12 protein-coding genes are annotated in these 20,534 nt (G+C 56.5%); 5 read left to right on the forward strand and 7 right to left on the reverse strand.

All coding sequences use genetic code 11. From position 1 onward, the window contains the following. Positions 1–8: 8 nt before the first annotated feature. The 3 genes from RMV17_RS23680 to RMV17_RS23690 are packed head-to-tail and all read left to right on the forward strand — an operon-like array spanning position 9 to position 4,173. Entirely contained in the window at positions 9–962 is a 954-nt protein-coding gene (locus tag RMV17_RS23680) for a cytochrome-c peroxidase (protein WP_034153536.1), read from the forward strand. Next, the gene (locus RMV17_RS23685) at positions 959–2,773 is read left to right on the forward strand and encodes a DAHL domain-containing protein (protein WP_311882954.1); all 1,815 of its coding nucleotides are present in this window, start codon (positions 959–961) and stop codon (positions 2,771–2,773) included. The genes RMV17_RS23680 and RMV17_RS23685 overlap by 4 nt, the downstream gene beginning before the upstream one ends. Next, positions 2,770–4,173, forward strand: a complete 1,404-nt coding sequence (locus RMV17_RS23690; RefSeq protein ID WP_034153538.1) for an ATP-binding protein — start codon at positions 2,770–2,772, stop codon at positions 4,171–4,173. The genes RMV17_RS23685 and RMV17_RS23690 overlap by 4 nt, the downstream gene beginning before the upstream one ends. A gap of 7 nt (positions 4,174–4,180) precedes the next feature. On the opposite strand, the gene RMV17_RS23695 is transcribed toward RMV17_RS23690, so the two are convergent. Then, a complete protein-coding gene (locus RMV17_RS23695) occupies positions 4,181–5,506 on the reverse strand; it encodes an APC family permease (RefSeq protein WP_311882957.1) in 1,326 nt (441 codons plus the stop codon). Positions 5,507–5,870: 364 nt separating this feature from the next. Continuing rightward, the gene (locus tag RMV17_RS23700; RefSeq protein WP_311882959.1) at positions 5,871–6,692 is read right to left on the reverse strand and encodes a carbon-nitrogen hydrolase family protein; all 822 of its coding nucleotides are present in this window, start codon (positions 6,690–6,692) and stop codon (positions 5,871–5,873) included. 125 nt (positions 6,693–6,817) lie between these two features. On the opposite strand from RMV17_RS23700, the gene RMV17_RS23705 reads away from it, so the two are divergent. Next, the gene (locus tag RMV17_RS23705) at positions 6,818–7,618 is read left to right on the forward strand and encodes a LuxR C-terminal-related transcriptional regulator (protein ID WP_311882961.1); all 801 of its coding nucleotides are present in this window, start codon (positions 6,818–6,820) and stop codon (positions 7,616–7,618) included. Between the two features lie 171 nt (positions 7,619–7,789). Further along, positions 7,790–9,409, forward strand: coding sequence for an FMN-binding glutamate synthase family protein (locus tag RMV17_RS23710; protein ID WP_311882963.1), 1,620 nt, complete (start codon positions 7,790–7,792; stop codon positions 9,407–9,409). A gap of 36 nt (positions 9,410–9,445) precedes the next feature. Here the strand turns inward: RMV17_RS23710 and RMV17_RS23715 are convergent, their stop codons facing one another. The 5 genes from RMV17_RS23715 to RMV17_RS23735 all read right to left on the reverse strand — a co-directional run bounded on the left by RMV17_RS23715 (position 9,446) and on the right by RMV17_RS23735 (position 20,382). Then, positions 9,446–9,808, reverse strand: coding sequence for a polysaccharide synthesis protein GtrA (locus tag RMV17_RS23715; RefSeq protein WP_034153543.1), 363 nt, complete (start codon positions 9,806–9,808; stop codon positions 9,446–9,448). A gap of 114 nt (positions 9,809–9,922) precedes the next feature. Further along, a complete protein-coding gene (locus tag RMV17_RS23720) occupies positions 9,923–11,407 on the reverse strand; it encodes a glucosyltransferase domain-containing protein (protein WP_311882966.1) in 1,485 nt (494 codons plus the stop codon). A 238-nt stretch (positions 11,408–11,645) separates the two neighbouring features. After that, on the reverse strand, positions 11,646–14,894 hold the full coding sequence (locus RMV17_RS23725) for a hypothetical protein (protein WP_311882968.1): 3,249 nt from the start codon (positions 14,892–14,894) through the stop codon (positions 11,646–11,648). 411 nt (positions 14,895–15,305) lie between these two features. Further along, positions 15,306–16,727, reverse strand: coding sequence for an amino acid permease (locus RMV17_RS23730; RefSeq protein ID WP_034153545.1), 1,422 nt, complete (start codon positions 16,725–16,727; stop codon positions 15,306–15,308). A 400-nt stretch (positions 16,728–17,127) separates the two neighbouring features. Next, positions 17,128–20,382 (reverse strand): hypothetical protein, encoded by a 3,255-nt coding sequence (locus RMV17_RS23735; protein WP_311882971.1) that lies wholly within the window; start codon positions 20,380–20,382, stop codon positions 17,128–17,130. Positions 20,383–20,534: the final 152 nt, after the last annotated feature.

Below are 20,534 nucleotides of genomic sequence, written 5' to 3' on the forward strand. Positions count from 1 at the left end.
AATTGCCGATGAACCTTTTCCATCACGCGATGGCGTTGCTGCTGTACGGACTCTGTGTCGGGGCCAGTGCCGAGCCGCTGGACGAGCCGCTGAAACCGTTGCCCGCAGTACCGCCGCAGGATGCCCGGCACGTGGAACTCGGTCGGCGCTTGTTCCACGAGCCACGCTTGTCGATCAACAACACGCTGTCCTGCGCCAGCTGCCACCAACTGGACAAAAACGGTGCCGACAGCCGCGCCTTGTCCCTGGGCTTCGACGGTAAACCGGTGGCCGTCAACACACCGACCGTGTTCAACGCGGCCCTCAACTTCCGCCAATTCTGGGATGGCCGCGTCGAAACGCTGGTAGAACAAAGCGCCGTCGTCATCACCAGCCCCCATGAAATGGGCAGCGACTGGCACACCGTGATCGAACGCATCGGCAACGACCCTGACTACCGTCGCGATTTCGCCGCCGCCTACCCGGACGGCGTGACCCAGGCCAATGTCCAGCAGGCGCTGGCCAGTTTTGAGCGTACCCTGTTGACGCCCGATTCGCGCTTCGATCAATACCTGCAAGGCAATACCGACATCCTCACCCTGGAAGAAAAGTACGGTTACCAGCGCTTCAAGGAGTACGGCTGCATTGCCTGCCATCAAGGGGTGAACATCGGCGGCAATATGTTCCAGAAGTTCGGTGTATTCGGCGATTACATTGCCGATCGCGGCAACCCGACCGTGGCCGACCAAGGCCGCTTCAACGTGACCGGCGACGAAGCAGACCGGGCCGTGTTCAAGGTGCCGAGCCTGCGCAACGTCGCGATCACCGCGCCGTACTTTCACGACGGTTCGGCACCCACCCTCGAACGCGCCGTGGATGTGATGTTCCAGTACCAGTTGGGGCGCATGCCAAGCGCTGAGGACAAAAGGCTGATCATGCTGTTTCTTACAACCCTGACCGGCCAACGGGAAGACAAGCCATGATCAACATCTCGCGGCGACGCAGCCTGCTGTTGCTGACCCTGGTCGCCCTGGCGCTGGCCTCGATCCTGCTGTTTCTGTACATCAAGTCCAGCTCCGACCAGACCATGACCTACACCGAATCGCGGGATCTGATCCGGCAGATCAAACAGCAGAACTCGCTGTGGGAAAACGAGCTCCTCAAGGCGCGAGTGGCGCTCACCCACAACTACGATCCGCTGGTGTCACCGATGAACGAAATGAACCGGCTCTGGGCGCGCTTCGACGCGATCGAGTCCGGGCATGGGCGCAACAACTCGGCGCAATGGAACGAGGCTCACGAAAGTTTCCTGCAGGCGATGCAGGAAAAGACTCGCCTGGTCGAACAGTTCAAATCGCACAACGCGCTGTTGCGCAACTCTCTGGCCTTTTTGCCCACTGCTGAAGACGACATCCAACAGCAACTGGCCAGCCTGTCGGACTTCGATAAATTGCAGCTGCAAAACATCACCACCGACACCTACGACCTGCTGCTCAGCGCCCTCGAATTCGCCCAGGTCACCTCCGAGGACCGGGCCGCCGACATCGAGGTCGGCCTGAACAAGCTGAAGGTCAACGCGCAACGCCTGCCGCCGGCGTTTCAGACCCCGATCAAAATCATGAGCAGCCATATCTCACTGATTGCGCGCGAGCAGCCAGTGGTCAATCAGTTGCTCGAAAGCATCGAAGGCATTCCCGTGGCCGACAGCCTCGACAACATCACCACCATGCTCGATCGCGATCAGCAGCGCGCCGATGAGATCGACCGGCAGTACCACTTCTACCTGCTGCTGTTTTCGGTGCTGCTGATGTTGTCGCTGGTGTGGCTGGCCATCCGTTTGATCGGCAGTTTCGCCGAGATCAACCGGGTCAATAACGCCCTGCAAACGGCCAACGATGCGCTGGAACAAAGAGTCGAAGAACGCACCCGGGAACTGCGCGACGCCCAGAGCGAACTGCTTGACGCGGCACGTCAGGCCGGCATGGCGGAAATCGCCACTAACGTGCTGCACAACGTCGGCAACGTGCTCAATAGCGTAAACATCTCCAGCGACCTGATTACGCGCAAGCTGCGCAGCAGCAAGAGCCAAGGCCTGGGCAAGGCCATGCAATTGATCAACGAACACCCGGATGACCTCGGCGGGTTCCTCAGCGAAGACGCCAAAGGCAAATTGCTCCCCGGCTACCTCAACCAACTGGTGGTCGCGATTGCCCAGGAACAACAGGAAATGCTCGACGAATTGCATCAGATGAATAAAAGCGTCGACCACATCAAGGACATCGTCGCCACCCAGCAATCCTATGCCGGCGCCAACAGCCTGACCGAACCGCTGTTCATCAACGAACTGCTCGAAGACGCGTTGCGCATGAACGCCGGCGCCCTGACCCGGCACCACGTCACGGTGGTCCGGGAATACGCCGACGTGCCGCAGGTGATGGGCGACAAACACCGGTTGCTGCTGATCCTGATCAACCTGATCAGCAACGCCAAATACGCCATGTCCGACCTTAGCAACCGCCCCCGGACCATGACCCTGGCGGTCAAAATTGTCGATGACAACTTCCTTGAAATCAGCGTCAAGGACGATGGCGAAGGCATTGCCGCGGAAAACATGACGCGGATCTTTGCCCACGGTTTCACCACCCGCAAGGAAGGCCACGGCTTCGGCCTGCACAGTTGCGCCCTGGCGGCCATCGAGATGAGCGGCCACCTCACGGCGCACAGCGACGGCCCCGGCCAGGGTGCGTTGTTCACCTTGCAGATCCCCCTGATCAGCGTCACGGAGAACGCATGAGCGAGCTGTCGAACCGCCGCATTCTGCTGATCGACGACATGCCGTCGATCCATGAAGACTTTCGCAAGATTCTCGCGCCACCGGCGGCGCAGTCGGTGGAACTGGACGAGATGGAAGCAGCATTGTTTGGCGCTCAGGTGCGCGCCGAACGTCCGCCGTTCGAACTGGACTCGGCCTACGGCGGCGAGGAAGGTCTGGGCAAGCTGGTCCAGGCTCTGGCGGAACAACGCCCCTACGCGCTGGCCTTCGTCGACATGCGCATGCCCGACGGCTGGGATGGCGCGAAAACCATCGAGCATCTCTGGCAACAGGATCCGCAGTTGCAAGTGGTGGTCTGCACGGCCTACTCGGATTATTCCTGGGATGAACTGCTGGAGCGTCTGCAGGCGCATGACCGCTTGCTGATTCTGAAGAAGCCGTTCGACAACATCGAAGTGCAGCAGATGGCCAACACCCTGTTGACCAAGTGGCAGATGACCGAACGCGCGTCATTGCAAATGCATCACCTGGAACATCTGGTCGATCAGCGCACCGCCCAGTTCAAGCAGGCCAGCGAAGAACTGCAACGGGAAATCGATGAGCGCAAGCAACTGGAAAGTCAGTTGGTGCAGTCGGAAAAACTTGCGTCACTGGGGCAAATGGCGGCGGGCGTGGCCCATGAGATCAATAACCCGATCGGCTTTATCTCTTCCAACCTCGGCACCCTCGACGGCTACTTCAAACAATTGCTCAGCGTACTCGATGCCTGGCAGACGCTTGGGCCCGCGCCAGACCACGAGTCCGTGGCACAGCTTGAGCAATTGCGCAAAGACGCCGACCTGGATTTTCTCCTCGAGGACATCCCGGTGCTGATCCGCGAATCCAAGGAAGGCATTGGCCGCGTCGGGCAGATCGTCAAGGACCTCAAGGATTTCTCCCGGGTCGATAGCCATCAGCAATGGCAGTGGGCCAATCTGCAACAAGGCATCGAGTCGACCCTGAACATCGTCGCCAGCGAACTCAAGTACAAGGCCGACCTGATCAAGGAGTATCAGCCACTGCCGGACATCGAATGCCTGCCGTCGCAAATCAATCAGGTGATCATGAACCTGGTGGTCAATGCGGCGCAGGCCATGGGGCCTGAACGCGGCACCATCACCTTGCGCACCGGGCAGCAACAAGACACGGCGTGGGTGGAAGTCGCCGACACCGGCGCGGGGATTGCGCCGGAGATCCTGCAGAAAATCTTCGATCCGTTCTTCACCACCAAACCGGTCGGCCAGGGCACCGGGCTTGGCCTGTCCCTGTCGTACGGCATTGTGAAAAAGCACGGTGGCGACATTTCGGTACGCAGCGAACCGGGGGTGGGCACGACCTTTCGCGTCGAGTTACCGATGCGTCAGAGCCGGCCCGCTGCGTGAAGGCGCCTCAGGTCGCTTCCTGAAAATCCATCTCCGGCGGTTGGCGACGGAAGCCGCCGGTGAGCACCGCCAGATACACCACGCCAATCGCCAGCCAGCTCAGGCCCAGATACACCGCCAGGTGATCGAGGCTGACCATCAGCCACAAATCCGCGACCAGACCAATGAACGGAAAGAGCAAAAACAGCACCATCTCACGCAGTCCCTTTTTCTCGCCGCCGATCCAGTAATGAAAGATCACCGAGAGATTGACCAGGCTGAACGCCAGAAACGCGCCGAAGTTGATGAACGAGGTCGAGGTGGTCACGTCGAGTTTCAGCGCCAGCAACGCCACCACGGCGCACAGCAAGATGCTGTTGACCGGTGTGCCGAAGCGCGCGTGCAAGGTGCCGAAGAACGACTTCGGCAACACGCCGTCGCGGCCCATGGCGAACAGCAGCCGCGAACCGCTGGCCTGCGCCGACAGCCCCGAAGCGAACTGGCCGACAATCAGACCGATCAGAAAGATCGACACAAACAGATCACCACCGATGTTGCGGGCGATTTCATAGGCGGCCGAGTCGACACTGTCGAACTGGAACGAGGGATGGGCGATCTGCACGAAATACGACACGCCGACGAAGATCAGCCCGCCGATCAGTGTGATCAACATGATCGCCCGAGGGATGGTGCGGCGTGGGTCGCGGGTTTCTTCGGTCAAGGTGCTGACCGCGTCGAAACCAAGGAACGAATAACAGGCAATCGCCGCGCCGCTCATGATCAGCGGCATCTGCATATCGCCGTTGAAGAACGGTTTGATCGACCATAACGGCGTGGCCGCATCGCCGCCAATGTAGTGCACGCACAGCGCGACGAAAGCAATCAGCACCAGAAACTGCACCAGCATCAGCAAGGCGTTGATGCCGTTGGCCAGTTTCAGGCCAATGATGTTGATTGCGCTGGTGATGCCGATAAAGGCCAGCACCCAGATCCATTGCGGGATCGACGGGAATGCCGACGCCAGATACGCCGCACCGATCAGCCAGATCGCCATGGGTAGAAACAGGTAATCGAGCAACACGGCCCAACCGGCGATAAAACCGAGTTTCGGGCTGATCGCCTTGCGCACGTAACTGTAAGCGGAACCGGCGACAGGGAACGCGGCAGCCATGCGGCCGTAACTCATGGCGGTGAAAAACATCGCCACCAGTGCCGCCAGATACGCGGCAGGGACCATGCCGGCGGTGGACTGGGCGAGGATGCCGAAGGTGCCGAGGACAATGATCGGCGTCATGTAGGCGATGCCGAACAGCACCACCGACCCTAATGAAAGGGTGCGTTGCAAACGAGCCATGGGCGACTTACTCCGAATTTTATTGGATTTATGGCAGAGCCGGATTCGGCGAATGTTTTCGGGTGTGGCTTTGTTGTTCTGGTGTTATTTGAGTTTTTTGTTCGGCTTGAAATCTTTTCCCCCTCACCCCAGCCCTCCCGAAACGTCGGACCGCCCCCAAGGGGTAGAGGGGGAAAGGGAGCCGATCTGCATGGGTTTCAAATCCTGAGTTCGACTTGAATTCGCAGTTTCAAACCCTGCGCCCAATTCGAATTCGCAGTTTCAGATCCTGAGTTCGACTAGGTATTTCAGGTCGGCGTACCTCGAACAATCAACTCGGTCAGTCCCCTCTCCCACTGGGAGAGGGCTAGGGTGAGGGCAGCGGTCAACGGCGTGGAATCAACAACTCACGAACACCATCGCCACGCTCCACCACCTCCCCCGGCAATTTCAAACGTTGATCATCCAGATAGCGGTAATCCTTGCGCGCAATCTCCAACCGCGCGAAATCCAGCTCAACGCAGAACGTCCCTTCTTCCCGTCCGGCCTCGAACAACAGCGAGCCCAGCGGATCGACCAGCGCACTGCCACCAGCAAACATCAAACCGTCATCCCCCGCCTCCACGCGATTGACCATCAACGCAAAGGCCTGATTCTCCTGGGCACGGGCCATGATCGCGGTGCGGTGAGTCGGCGCGTACGGGTCCATGTTGCCGTTGGTCACGATCAGCAACTCGGCACCGAGTTGCGCGAGGGCACGGGCCGACTCCGGAAACTCGATGTCGTAGCAGATCAACAAACCGACGCGCACGCCGTTCCACTCGCAGGTGGCGTAGCGGTCGCCGGCCTCGAACACGCCGCGATCCGACGCCCACAAATGCGTCTTGCGGTATTTCAGGGCGATGCCTTCAGGAGTAATCAGCAGCGTGGTGTTGTAGAAGCGACCGTTGTCGTTCTCGGCCATGCCGATCACCACAGCGATATTGCGTTCGCGCGCGGCAGCCAACACGGCGCTGACGGTCGGGCCGTCGACGGATTCGGCGGTTTGCGCCACGGTCTCGGCCGTCGGGAAGCCCATCAAGTGGGTTTCCGGGAACACGATCAGTTGCGTGTCGGCCGCGCACGCGGCGATCGCTGCGAGTGCGCGTTCGAGGTTATATGCCGTGGCATTGTCACGGCCCGCCAGTTGGGCGAGTTCGACTTTCATGGGAATTCCTTGTGATGAGCGCCGGGCGCGGAAATATTGCCCGGTGGCTGTCTGTGGGCCAGTATGCGCAGCAAGCAGCCGGTCAGGGAATTACGCGGCCGGGGTAACCCGATAGGGGTAGATCGATGACACTTTCGTTTGACGACATCACCTGGCACCGCGCGGTCGGGCAACTGATCGACGCGCTCGACAAGCCGAATTTCTGGGCGCAACTGGTGCGGTTGCTCGACCAGTACGTGCCGTTCGATAGCTGGGTGGCGCTGCTGTTCAGCGCCGATCAACACCCGCAAGTCTTCGCCGAATGCCCGGGTGAAGATGGCAATCCAGACCCGTTGTTTCAGGATTATCTGCGCGGCCTGTACCTGCTCGACCCGTTCTACATCGCCTGCCGCGAGCAAACCCGCACCGGTCTGTATCGCTTGTCCGAGGTGGCACCGGAGCATTTCGAACTGACCGAGTATTACCAGCGATACTTTCGTCTGAATGTCGTGGCCGACGAAATCCAGTTCAATTGTCAGCTCGAAGGCGATCGCACGCTGTGTCTGTCGCTGGGCAGTGAAAAACGTTTCACTGGCGAACATATCGCCTTGCTGTCATTGATCCAGCCGTGGGTGCTGGGCCTGTTGCGCCAGCGGCTTCCGTATGAAATCAACGAAACCGTGGCCCTCGCCGCCGCCCCTGCCCGGGCTGACTGGCGGGTGCAACTGGAGGCGTCGGTGCAGCAACTCAAGGGCGCGCAGTTGACGGCGCGGGAGCTGGATGTCGGGCGTTTGATGCTCAGCGGTTGCTCCAGTAAAGAAATCGCCCGTAAGCTGGAAATCTCCGTAGAAACCGTGAAAGTCCATAAGAAACACATGTACAGCAAGCTGGGGATCAAATCCCAGTCCGAGCTGTTTTCGATTTTTCTTCAGGCGCAAAACGCCTGATCGTTTGGTGAAGTTGCTTTTTGTGGGAGCGAGCCTGCTCGCGAATGCGTTGGGTCAGACAATAATTTTTCTACTGACAGGTCGCCTTCGCGAGCAGGCTTGCTCCCACAGGAATTTTGTACATTCCTTAGCTTTTCGCCGAAATCTCTGAGTCCGAACCAAGGAAACCGTATGAGCCTGTCACTCCTGAGCCGCTACGCCTTCTTTGCCGTCTGCGTGATGTTCACCCTCGCCAGCCTGCCTTTCCTCGAACATGACTGGCTGTGGCCGATCACTGCGGTTACCGGCGTACTGAGCCTGATCGGTCTGTTCGACCTGCTGCAAAGCCCGCACGCCGTACGCCGTAACTACCCGATCCTTGGCAACATCCGCTATCTGGTTGAAGGCATCCGCCCGGAGATCCGCCAATATTTGCTGGAGTCCGACAGCGATGCCCTGCCCTTCTCCCGCGCGCAACGTTCGCTGGTCTATTCGCGAGCGAAAAACGAAACCGCCGACAAACCGTTCGGCACGCTGATCGACGTCTATCAATCCGGTTTCGAATTCATCGGCCACTCGATGCGTCCGGCACCACTGAGTGACCCGAGCAGTTTCCGCGTCACCGTCGGCGGCCCGCAGTGCAGCCAGCCGTACTCGGCGTCGGTGTTCAACATCTCGGCGATGAGCTTCGGCTCGCTTAGTGCCAACGCCATTCGCGCACTCAACCAAGGCGCGAAACTCGGCAACTTCGCCCACGACACTGGTGAAGGCAGCATCAGCCCGTATCATCGCGAACACGGCGGCGACCTGACCTGGGAACTGGGCAGTGGCTACTTCGGCTGCCGCACCAGCGACGGCCGCTTCGACCCGGAACGCTTCGCCACCCAGGCACAGAACCCGCAAGTGCGGATGATCGAAATCAAGATGAGCCAAGGCGCCAAACCCGGCCACGGCGGCATCCTGCCCAAGCACAAAGTCACCAAGGAAATCGCTGAAACACGGGGCATCATGATGGGCGAAGACTGCGTCTCACCGTCGCGCCACAGCGCGTTTTCCACGCCGATCGAAATGATGCAGTTCATCCAGCAACTGCGTGAACTGTCCGGCGGCAAACCGGTGGGCTTCAAGTTCTGCCTCGGCCACCCGTGGGAGTTCATGGGCATTGCCAAGGCCATGCTGGAAACCGGCATCCTCCCGGACTTCATCGTCGTCGACGGAAAGGAAGGTGGCACCGGCGCCGCCCCGGTCGAGTTCACCGACCACATCGGCGTACCGATGCGCGAGGGCCTGCTGTTTGTCCACAACACCCTGGTCGGCCTGAACCTGCGCGACAAGATCAAACTCGGCGCCAGCGGCAAGATCGTCAGCGCCTTCGACATCGCCAGCGTGCTGGCCATCGGCGCCGACTGGGCCAACTCCGCGCGCGGCTTCATGTTCGCCATCGGCTGCATCCAGTCGCAAAGCTGCCACACCAACAAATGCCCGACCGGCGTGGCCACTCAGGATGCCCTGCGTCAACGCGCGCTGGTGGTGCCGGACAAGGCGCAGCGCGTCTTCAGCTTCCACCGCAATACCCTCAAGGCGCTGGCAGAAATGCTCGCCGCAGCCGGGCTGGAACATCCATCACAACTATCGGCCAAGCACTTGGTGCGGCGTATGTCGGCGACCGAGATCAAACTGTTCTCGCAGTTGCATGTGTTCCTGAAACCGGGGGAATTGCTCACTGGCGAAGTGAATGGCGAGTTCTATTCGCGGATGTGGCAGATGGCGCGGGCGGACAGTTTTGAGCCGCAGGAAGTGGCGGCGGCGTAACGGCCAATGCGCCAGTCTGCGCAACGGACTGGCGCGTTACTGCTGATTTTGGCGCAACAAGACAAACCGGAAATACAGGTAGCCTGCCAATAGATTGAGCAGCGTGAAAGACGCCACGGTGACCAATCCATGCCAGTGCTGCGCATCGGCAAGCAAACCGATGGCAAAACTCACCCCGCCCATCCCGCCGATAAACAATAGATAACCAAGCACCGACGTATTGCGCTCGAAGGTATACAGCACATTCACGTAAAACGAGAACGCCGCGGCCACGCAAAACGCGGCGAAATTACTGGCAGCCTGCGTCAGCCCCACGGCGGTGCACAGGACAAAAAATATTTGCCAGTGAATCAGTCCATCGGCGAGGCCGATCACAGTCAATGCAGAGAATCCTTTCATCTCGGTTCCTTGCCAAAGCCGTTTTGGCGAACGGCCAACCTAGGTCATCACTCGTTGGCGGTCTACTGTCAGAAATTACAGGTACAGGGCTGATTGCGACCAACGGTCAGCGTTTCACCACTGCAACAACCGTCCGTGCGGCGGCTCTTTCATAACGATAAAACCGTAATCACCGAGCAGATAAATGCGGTAATACAGACTCTCCACCAGCGCGGGATAACCCAGATACCCGACGTGGGTGGCGTTGCGTCGCTCACGTTCGGCTACCACGTTGGTGATGCCCACCGAGGGCAGGTTTTCCGCAAGCACGTAGTAATCGACATTCAGCAGATAACGCAAAACCGGCAGCTGTCGGAACGATCCCTCGGCACTGGCCAGCCAGCGCTCGGAATAATTGATCGACAGGTAAATACGCTTGGCTTCCCGTAGCTCGCGATGAGCGGCGATGTCGTGACCGAGGCTGTACAGGGCTGCGGTGGCGAAGGTTTTCTGCATGTTCAACACGCGGCCGTAGGCAAACGACAGCGACAACGTCGCCAATAGCGGGATCACCAACAGCAAAGGCAACAAGCGGTGATAGGGCGCCAACGTCAGTCGGGCGAGAAAGAACAGAAACACCAGGAGCACGCCGAACCCCATCAACGTGCGCGCGCCCTCGTTGAAGTCGCGAAACAGCAACGTGATGCCTGGCACCAGTAGCACCAGCACGGCCAGGGCCGCCAGACTGATCAGCGCAACGCTTGCGCGCCGCTCCGGCCATGCGAGTCGTACCAGTCCCCAGAGGGCAAAAAGCACCAGAGCGATAAACACCCACAGATATCCACCGTGAAACAGCAGCGCGGTTTTTTCCAGCACGCGGCCCATGTTGGTGATGATTTGCAGTATTGGATGCCCTGCCCCGTCGAGCAGCTGCGCTTGTCGCGATGCCACCATGAACGGGTACGCGGTGACGCCATAGATCGCGACACCAAGACCGAGCTGCGCAAGCTTGCTGCCAAGCAAATGCAGGACCTCCGTCGCCGAGACCCGGCGGTGCAGCGCCCTGAGCAACTCCACACAACACAGGCCAAGAAAGACGTTGACGCTGATCTGGTACAGCCCGATGCCCACTGCAATCAGTGCCGCCGGTACCAACCAGCGTTGCACCCGCGTCGAACCGTGAAAGGTGATCGCGCAGATCATCGCGACCAGACTCAAGGCCATGGTCGGCCCGTCGTATTGATAAGAGAAATTCTGCAGCAGAAACGGGTTGTACCAGAGCGGCAACGGCACCAGACAACAGGCCAGTGTCGGCTCGGCAAAGTAGTGAAACGTCAGACCGGTCAGCGCCAGACTCATCGCCACCGTGGCAAGCAACAACGGCAAGGGGAAGATATCCGGCGCAGCGCCGGTGAACGTCAACGCCTGATACAGCCAGTCGGCAAACAAGCGGCCGTAGCCGGCCCACGCATTACCGGCGGCCAGTGCCCGCCAGTTATCGTCGATGTAGGGAAAGTCGGCGAGGATCAACGGCAGAACATACAACCCGGTCGCCAGGACAAAGAACAGCAGGACCTGGCGCCGGCCGAGTTCGCGAACGACAAAATCGCTGATCCTCATCGCTGCGCCTCTGTTCACTGCTGCGCGAAGTGATACAAATTTGAACTCGAGCGCCGGGCTTGTATCAGTCATTCAGACCGACGGTGCGGGAAGGTCGCAACTTGGGGCAACTCCTGCATTGAAACGATCTTCTGCAAGCGCTGCCCGAGGCTGCGATCTTTTTTTTCTATCGGGTTTTTCGACCTGCAACGCCAAACGCTCGCACATTGCATTGCATTGCCCGGTTGCAACTAATGTTTCAGGCGACGACGTTAACCGCAATCAGTACGTCAGGATCGGGCAACTCGAAGGATGAGAGATCTTCAACACGGTTGCGACTGATGGAACCATTGTCGATGTCGGCGGGATGAAACTCGCTGACATTGAAATCACGACCAGCACGCTTGCTCCCATAGGTATTCAACGTAACGCTCAACGCTCCGCTTTCCAATGCTTTATGCAAACCCTCCTTCATGGCTTCTGGAGTGGCAAACTTCACTAATCCGGAATTGGGTTCGTAAAAAAGCCACTCGGGTTTACCGTTCCTGACTCTTATTGCTGCAAGCATTGCATGGTCTTTACTGGTCAGTCGTAGAATTTTCGAATTCGCAGAAGTTTCCAGTGCTTCGATAATCTCGTCAGCATCCATTTTTGTGAGGGGTGCGCCCATATGAAAGGTGTATTTATTATTCACCGTATTATGGAACTGCTCCAGGTTGGAGATAAATTTTGTGGCGTCAGGACTGTAGGGCATCTTGGCCGCCTTGGACAGATTATCTATCAGCTTATCTTCATTGCCTTTGAGAATGGCCAGTGCCATCGCGTTTGAAAGCCCTGCGCACTGACCTTTGGAAACCATATTGACGTGCGCCAGATAATGCCCTTGCGAATAGGCAGTGACTTTGACATTTACGCCCTTCACATCCTGAACAAGCAGCGCGGAAGAATACTTGGCGTCCTGAATCATTCTTGTTTTCAGTTCTTTTGTCAGAGCGCCTATCTCTGTTGGCGTGAGCCCGGGTTCCGATGCCAGATCAATCAGGTCATCAAACTTCATTCTCGGTCGATAGCCACTGATATCCAATAACCGACCTTCGAGGTAGCCATGATTGAAATCAGCAATATTTCTCGGATTTTTCGCAAATTCAATATTGTGATAAAAGCCAACGTAGACACGGGAGTTGGCCTCACTGCCCAGCGTCCCTCCCCAACTGAGCCCTCGCGCCATGAATTCTCTCGGAGGACCATAAAGTTGATTGGTATTAATGTTGTACTGATACCAATTGTCATTTTTCAGCACGCCCACACTGTCGATAGTTCGTTCACCTACCTTGAAGGTTCCTATCAGGGTAGGCCCATGCTGCTGGCCCACTGAGTGGAGAAACTTAAAGCCATCCGGCGCATTGCGCAATTTGTCGAGTTGTCGTACGGCGAGGGCACCTACCAAGCCGAGCCCTTTTCCTAACAGCTTACTTCCTGCCACCGCCAGAGCGGGCAAACCACTGAACGGATTGAGTTCGCCAATGACGAATGCTCCGATTATCCTCGCGGCCCGGAGTCCCCGGCTGATTGCCGAAGCGGTCCTGCCCACGACCTGAGTCAGTTTGGCTGCGGTCGACGCTCCGGCGGTAATGAATCCCAAGGCATCGAAGAACAGATCCACCGCACCGTCGAAATAGTTTCCTTTTATGAAGTTGGTAATGGCTGACTTGAAGGGAACCAAATCAACCACGAAATCGATTACCTTCTGCGTGACCGCGTCTTCCCGCTCTTGAGTCGTTTGGCCTTTGGCTGCCTGCAGAATGTCCTCGTTATCCAGGTCCAGATGTTGAACGAAGGCCTGGGCGATCAGTTCGGTTCTCTCGCTGGAATAACTGTTGAGCGGTAACGAATCATTGACGGGTAGTGGAGACAGCTTCCCGGCTTTCGATTTGTCAGTCAGATCCATGGGTTCGATCGTGTATATGAGGCTCGGGACCAAGGGATTGACGCGCTTTACGGGCTCCGCCGGGTCATAAGGTTTGCTCTCGATAACGCTGCGCTTCAAATCAATTTCATAGAGTTTTGTGACACCGTCCCACTCGACTTTCATTGTCAGGGCGCTACGTGTGGATTCCAGTTTTTTGCCAAAGAAATCCAGATTGAGCCTATAAGTCTTATGCTGATAGAACGAGACATTGCCATATTCGAGACTTTTTCTGTCCTTCAGCGGTAACTCGGCTACCAGATGTTTTACGCTCAGGCGAGCGCCTTCCTTGATGTTGCTGAGTGCACTGTCGAACTGCGTTTGAAAGATATCTTTTACGCCGAGTTCGAGGGGCGTGTTGATTTCGCCAAGAAGCGGACGCAAGCGTGGATCACGAGTAGTCCATCGGTAGTAAGGAGGTCCTCCCATCATCACGATGTCCAGCAGGGAATATCTGCCATTGAGCGTCGGGTACAAACCGCTCGGATCTGCCGCTGGCTGCTCCAGAAGCCGCTCTTCAAAAGGGACGTCACCCTTGAACGTCGCCTTGAGCCTGGTCAGCGCGATTGCTTTGCGGTTTGGGAGTTCGCTGTTCAACAGGATCGAAATATTGAGGCGGTCGGTCAGTTGCTGATTGAACTGCGTTTTGACTTTGTCCAGTTCGTCGAGAGTGTAATGCTCCTCGTGGTTTTTTTTGATCACACCCTTGATCACACCCCAGTCCGCCAAAGCGGCGGCATGGACCGGCGGAGCGACTTGTGGGTCGATCATTGCAGCGCTGTCCGCGCTGGCCATGACTTGGGCAAATGTCATTTGCGGGACTTTGCCGGGCGTGTGAACTTCAATCGTCCGCGCTGCAACAGTCAGGTTGACCCATGCCGCGCTGCCGTATTTCAAACTGTCGGGCAGCTTCTCGATAAGGCATTCGGGCGCCTTGCGCGCGAGTAACAAGTTGGCGGCCAATCCGGCCAACCTGGAGCTGCTCAAGCGTGCGTTGGTCAAGTAATCAACAAGATGATCGAATACCGCCGAAGCAGGTTTGCCCCAGAGCTTTTCATCCAGCAGATCGAAACCCGCGATGGTGGTGCGCGTCGGACGATCAATCTCACCCTGATGCAGGCTCAAATGAATGCCGGCCATGGTGTATTCACTGATGCTGACATCCGTAGCTATTGCGTTCAGACGGGTTTGTATCGCTTGCCCCAGCGCTTGCCCACGGGAACCGGTAATCAGTGTTGCCAATGCCGAGGACGGATCCCGGAGGGCCGCATCTGAAAGAGGATTTTCACTGTTCAAATAATCCAGCACCCCTGCCCCCGGTGTCGAAATGCGATCGAGGCTGTCCAGATACAGGCTGGTGACTTGCAAGACTTCTTTTTGTTGAGCAGTCGTCAATGGAATTGGCCAAGACATTGCTCCACCAAAATCGCCAAACTTGTGCGGAAAGATTTTTTCAACTTCCAAGTAGGTTGTAATTACTTCAGACTGATTATCGACAGCGGACGAAGCAGTATCAATAACGGACTCATTATATTCGTACATTCGATCTTCCTTGACGGATTAAATTGAATGAAAAGTAAATAATGAAAAACGCCAAAACACCAAGCCAGAAACCATTACAAACTACAGAAGTAACAAGCTGCATATACGACAATTAAATACACAGCACACCAACCTGTTACCGATTACATATCAGTAGCCGCGCACAGCATGCCATAGCCGACTCTAACAAACCTTGATCAGCCCACTATTCATTACACCCAGAGCAATAGTCATTGAGCTTTATTACACTATACATCCGAACATATGCATTGAAAAAATACGGGAGAGACAACAGGCAACACTGTTAAAACAGAAAAAGATCACATCCCGCAACAAGACCTACACAATTAAAACCATGTAGATACTGTTACTGGAAGCGATCTTTTACTTCAACCTGTCGCGTTTCGGCAATTACGAGGCCGAACGCACTGCCACGGACGATGCACTTCTCGGTTGCAACTTGAACACGTAGAACAACACGGTCAGCAGCACCAGAAACGCAGGTCCCACATACAGCGCCACGCGGGTGTCCGGGAAGTACGCCATCAGGCCGACCACCAGCACCAGGAACGCCAGCGCGAAGTACGAGCTGACCGGGTACAGCCACATCTTGTACTTGAGGCCGGCACGTTCGCTGGCGCTCAGGCCTTTGCGGAATTTCAGCTGGGCCAGCAGGATCATCACCCAGGTCCAGATCGCGCCGAAGGTGGCAATCGAGGTGACCCAGACGAAGACTTTCTCCGGCACCAGATAGTTGAGCATTACGCCCAAGAGCAACACCGCAATCGACAGCAGCAGCGCACGACGCGGCACACCGTTGTTCGATGTCTTGGCGAAACCGGCCGGGGCCTGGCCGTTCTGCGCCAGGCTGTAGAGCATGCGCCCGGTGCTGAAGATGCCGCCATTGCACGACGACAAGGCTGCGGTGATTACCACAAAGTTGATGATGCCGGCGGCGGTCTTGATGCCCAGACGCTCAAAGGTCATCACGAACGGGCTGCCCTGAGTGCCGATTTCGTTCCACGGGTAGATCGACAGAATCACGAACAATGCGCCGACGTAGAACAGCAGAATCCGCCAGAACACCGAGCCGATCGCATCAGGAATGGTCTTCTGCGGGTTCTTCGCTTCACCGGCAGTCAGGCCGATCATCTCCACGCCGAGGTAGGCGAACATGACCATTTGCAGGGACATCAGCACGCCAGTCACGCCGTTGGGCATGAAGCCGCCGTGAGCCCACAGGTTGGAAATCCCCAGTGCCACGCCGTCATTGCCGAAACCGAAGGCGATGATGCCGACGCCGCCGATCACCATCGCAATGATGGTGACGATCTTGATCAGGGCAAACCAGAATTCGAATTCACCGAAAGCCTTTACCGCGATCAGGTTGACCGAGCCCATGCTGATCAGCGCCGCGAGGGCCCAGATCCAGCGCGGCACATCGGGAAACCAGATGCCCATGTACACGGCCACCGCGGTGATTTCCGCGACGCAGGTCACCAGCCACAGGAACCAGTAATTCCAGCCAGTAAGGAAGCCGGCCAACGGGCCAAGATAGTCTTGCGCGTAGCGACTGAACGATCCGGCGACCGGGTTGTGCACGGCCATCTCGCCGAGGGCGCGCATGATCACCAGGATCGCCAGACCACCCAGAATGTAGGACAGCATGATCGCCGGGCCGGCCATTTCAATGGCCTTGGCCGAACCCAGAAACAGACCGACGCCGATACAGGCACCGAGCGCCATCAGGCGAATATGCCGTTCGCCGAGTTCGCGTTTGAGCGGACCGCCCTGAGCGGTGTCGCCGTGAGGCAGGTGATTGCCAACTGGCATAGGGGTGCAACCTCGTCTTGTTATTGGATATGACCACCGAGTGTCGAAGCGTCGGCCGGTAAGCCTTGGCTGGAAATGAAACCGCGCCTGCTTTGTGGGCAGACGCGTCTTGCAGGGCAACCTGAAAGATCAGCGGGGCGTGCAGTATAAAAAGCCTGGGGCAGGATTTTTCACTCTATAAAACACAAGATTCAGCGGGAGTTGCCGCAAGAATGCCAGCAGACCCATTGGATCAACTGGCACAAGTAGGAAAACTCGCCACTGAAAACGGCGGCGAGTATTTCACAAAAAGACTGATCCGTTCTGCTTCGCCCGGCTTTTCAGCACTATCGACAACGTGTTACCGGCGCTTCTGCCGCCGTCGGAACGTCGTCGCAACGCGCTGACAAGGCAGGCCGGATCACACGCTCAGGGGCGCGGATGAAAAGTTTTCTAGGGTGCTGCGAATATCATTTATTTCGGTTTCGTCAGGCTTGAACTCGTTGACAGCATAATCAGCGCCGCCGCGCTTTTTTCCATACGGCTGGAAAGTCTTCGCCAAGGCCCCGTCCCCTAAAGCTTTGGACAAGCCTTCCTGTAAGGTTTTCTGGGTGTCAAATAGCACAACGCCAGAGTTAGGGTCGTAAAAGAACCATTCTTGCTTGCCGGCTTTGAATCTTGTACCGGCGACCATTCCATGACTTTTAGTGCCGATCATGAGTATCTTTTCATCACGAGCATCGACGAGTTCATCGATGATGTTCTGCGCATCCATTTTTTGCGGCTTGCCCCCTGTATGGAATGAATATTTGGCACCCAGTCGCTGCTGACTCTTTTCCAGATCGGCAATAAATTGTGCCGCTTGCGGAGCACTCTGGTTATCGGCAGCCTTTGTGACATTCCTGAAAAACGTCCCCTCTCGCCGATGATGAAAGGCGTACGCCATGCCGTATGACAGCGCGGCGCATCTGCCATTGGAAGCCACATCGACCCGTGCCAGAAAATTGCACTGCGAAAACGGCACGACTTTGACACCTTTGGGCATGTCCTCAAGGAGTCGCTTTTGATAAATAACTGCGTCCAGAAACAGACTCTCTTTTATCTCCCTGGTCAAAGCCCCCATTTCTTCGGGGAGCCAACCAGGTTTCGTCGCCAACTCCAACAATTCCCGCGTGTTCATGCGGGAACTGTAATCAGGGATGGCTTTGACAATATCCAGCCCATCGTTGAAGCCATCTTTGAAGGCTGAAACATTGTTCGGCGTGCAGGCAGCCTTGATATTGTCGTGAAAACTCGAATAGCGATCGGCGTAGTTTGCATCCGCTCCAAACAGGCTGCCCATACGCACTTGTCTGGACTGAAAGTCGCCGGGGGGGCCGTAAACTCTATTGCTTGCAAGATTGTAGGGGTACCACTGATCGTTTTTCAGAACGCCTATGCCATCAATACGCAACTCGCCTACCTTCCAGATGCCTGGCAATGCAGTCGCGTGTTGTTTACTCACCGCCTCCAACAGCTCATAGGTGCCCGCAGCCCCGCCGCGCAATCTGACGAGATTTTCCAGGCCGCGGTTTGCAAGGAACTTGACTCCATTGCCTACGAGTCGTGCTCCTCCCGTAGCCAGAACGTGCAGCCCGCTGAGCGGGTTGAGTTCGCCAATGACCAGCGCGCCGATGATTTTCGCGGCCTTGAGCGCCTTACTGAGTGCCGATGCCGTCCTGGCGCCCAATTGTGCCAACTTTGCCGCGGCACTCACGCCAGCGGTGACGAACCCCAAGACATCGAGAAACAGGTCAATTGCACCGTCCAGATATTTGCCGTCGATAAAATTGCTGATGGCCGATTTGAAGGGAATCAGGTTGAGCAAAAAATCCACACGGGAGTTCAGGACCGCCACTTGTTTGTCATAAGTCGTCTGGCCTTCAGCCGCGCTCAGAATGTCCTCGCTGTCGTAATCAAGATGCTCGACAAAAGCATCGGCAAGGATGCGGGTTCTGGCGCTGGAGTAGCTGACGGGAACAGGCACAGCCCAGGCCGGAAAGGTTCTTTGCCTGAGCTTCCTGGAAAGCTTTTGGTCAGCAAGGTAAAAAGGCGTCGTGGCGTACACGATGCTCGGAACCTGCCGGTCGACCTGGTCTGTTTCTGTGGCTGGGTCAGACTCTTTTTTGGTGATTGAGCCAGCAGTCAGATCGATGCAATACACCGAGACTTTTTTTTCGATGCCGCGCTCAACTCTCAGTGTCAGCCTGGGGCTGGTGAAAATCACGCTTCTGCCATAAAAACCCGTACTTAATCTGAAGGTCTTGTTCTGATAAAAATCGATCTTGCCGTACTCAAGGTTTTCCCGGTCTTCCAGCGGCAATTCGGATACCAGATGTTGAAACGTTAGCCGGGCGCCTTCCTTGAGGTTATTCAGCGTTGTTTCAAACTGACTGTTGAAAGTTGTCCGTACACGCAGGTCCAGTTCGTTGATCTCGTAAATACGATACTTCAAAAGTGGATCACTGGTTTTCCACTTGTACGCCCCGTCCATCATCGCAACGTCGAGCAACGTGTGCATGCCGACAGGCCCCACTGTTGCACTTGGCAGGGGGGAGAGAATGGTCAATAGATTCGCCTCGACCTCACCCTCCCATTCGAGGACGTGCTTCTCGATCGGGTAGTTTTTGCCAAACTGTTTCTCCAGCCCGGCCCGGGCAATGCCCATGCGACTCGGGAACACACTGCTCAACAGGATGGGAGTATTGAGCCGGTCGGCCAACTCATCATTGAAACGCGTCTTCAGTTCGCTCAGTTGTACTTCCGTATAGCTTTCATCACTTTCCCTCTCCACCAGACCATGAATAACGCCCCAATCGATCAGCGTTATCGTCTGCGCATGCCGGGTAACCGCTGGATCGACCAGCGCAGCGCTTTCAGCGCAAATCATGACTTGGGCAAAACTCAGATTCGCGACCTTCCCCGGCGACTGAGCTTCGATCATTTCGGTGGCAACGGTCAGGTTAAACCATGCCGGGCCGCCGTATTTGACACCGTCCGGGATATCTTTGATCAGATACAGAGGAGCGTTCCTGGCCAGCAACAGGTGCGCGCCCAAACCGGCCATTTCAGGGTTGCTGAAAAGTTCTTTGATCAAGTGCTCACGAAGTTTTTTGAACACCGACGATACCGGCTTACCCCAATGTTGTTTATCGGCCAGATCGAAACCGGCGACGCTGTTGCGTTGAGGGTTTTCAATGGACAGTGGATCAAGATTCAACTGAAGAGCAGCCAATGCGTATTCATTGACGCTTGCATCAGTGGATATACCTTTCAAGTGTGTCTGTACCGCCAGTCCCAATGCCTGGCCGCGGGGACTGGCAATAAGCGCCTCCAAGGCCCTGGCGGGATCCAGCAAGGTTTCACTGGCAAGCGGTTGCGCCAGGTTCAGATGTTCCAGCAACCCTTGGCCCGGCTTCCATCTATCTTCAAGACTGGCGATATAAATCCGCACAGCGTTCAGCACTTCCTTCTGCTGATCAACACTTAACGGGACTGGCCAAGATAAAGCACCGCCGAAATCTCCCAATGCGTGTGGCAAAATCTTTCCAACTTCGATCCTTTCAGCATCGATGAAAGCCGCCTCACTATCAGCCAGCAAAACAGCATCAGGCACCAAACTATTTACTTCAGACATACAACCATCCTGGAAAAACAAATGAAGTAAAAGTAAACATCAAAACCTGCCAGACAAAAAACCTGAAAGCATTACCAGCTATATGTATTGCCAAACACGAGCATTACCAACTTACAACTAAGTATCTTTATTTCCGAGAATGATAAAAGTTA

The organism is Pseudomonas sp. VD-NE ins, assembly GCF_031882575.1.
GTDB lineage: Bacteria > Pseudomonadota > Gammaproteobacteria > Pseudomonadales > Pseudomonadaceae > Aquipseudomonas > Aquipseudomonas fluorescens_BZ.

Excerpts from the sequence above, each read along its gene's own strand:
- RMV17_RS23705 (WP_311882961.1), top strand. The coding sequence starts at position 6,818 with ATGACACTTTCGTTTGACGACATCACCTGGCACCGCGCGGTCGGGCAA.
- RMV17_RS23690 (WP_034153538.1), top strand. The coding sequence starts at position 2,770 with ATGAGCGAGCTGTCGAACCGCCGCATTCTGCTGATCGACGACATGCCG.
- RMV17_RS23700 (WP_311882959.1), bottom strand. The coding sequence starts at position 6,692 with ATGAAAGTCGAACTCGCCCAACTGGCGGGCCGTGACAATGCCACGGCA.
- RMV17_RS23685 (WP_311882954.1), top strand. The coding sequence starts at position 959 with ATGATCAACATCTCGCGGCGACGCAGCCTGCTGTTGCTGACCCTGGTC.
- RMV17_RS23695 (WP_311882957.1), bottom strand. The coding sequence starts at position 5,506 with ATGGCTCGTTTGCAACGCACCCTTTCATTAGGGTCGGTGGTGCTGTTC.
- RMV17_RS23710 (WP_311882963.1), top strand. The coding sequence starts at position 7,790 with ATGAGCCTGTCACTCCTGAGCCGCTACGCCTTCTTTGCCGTCTGCGTG.
- RMV17_RS23730 (WP_034153545.1), bottom strand. The coding sequence starts at position 16,727 with ATGCCAGTTGGCAATCACCTGCCTCACGGCGACACCGCTCAGGGCGGT.
- RMV17_RS23725 (WP_311882968.1), bottom strand. The coding sequence starts at position 14,894 with ATGTACGAATATAATGAGTCCGTTATTGATACTGCTTCGTCCGCTGTC.
- RMV17_RS23680 (WP_034153536.1), top strand. The coding sequence starts at position 9 with ATGAACCTTTTCCATCACGCGATGGCGTTGCTGCTGTACGGACTCTGT.
- RMV17_RS23735 (WP_311882971.1), bottom strand. The coding sequence starts at position 20,382 with ATGTCTGAAGTAAATAGTTTGGTGCCTGATGCTGTTTTGCTGGCTGAT.
- RMV17_RS23715 (WP_034153543.1), bottom strand. The coding sequence starts at position 9,808 with ATGAAAGGATTCTCTGCATTGACTGTGATCGGCCTCGCCGATGGACTG.
- RMV17_RS23720 (WP_311882966.1), bottom strand. The coding sequence starts at position 11,407 with ATGAGGATCAGCGATTTTGTCGTTCGCGAACTCGGCCGGCGCCAGGTC.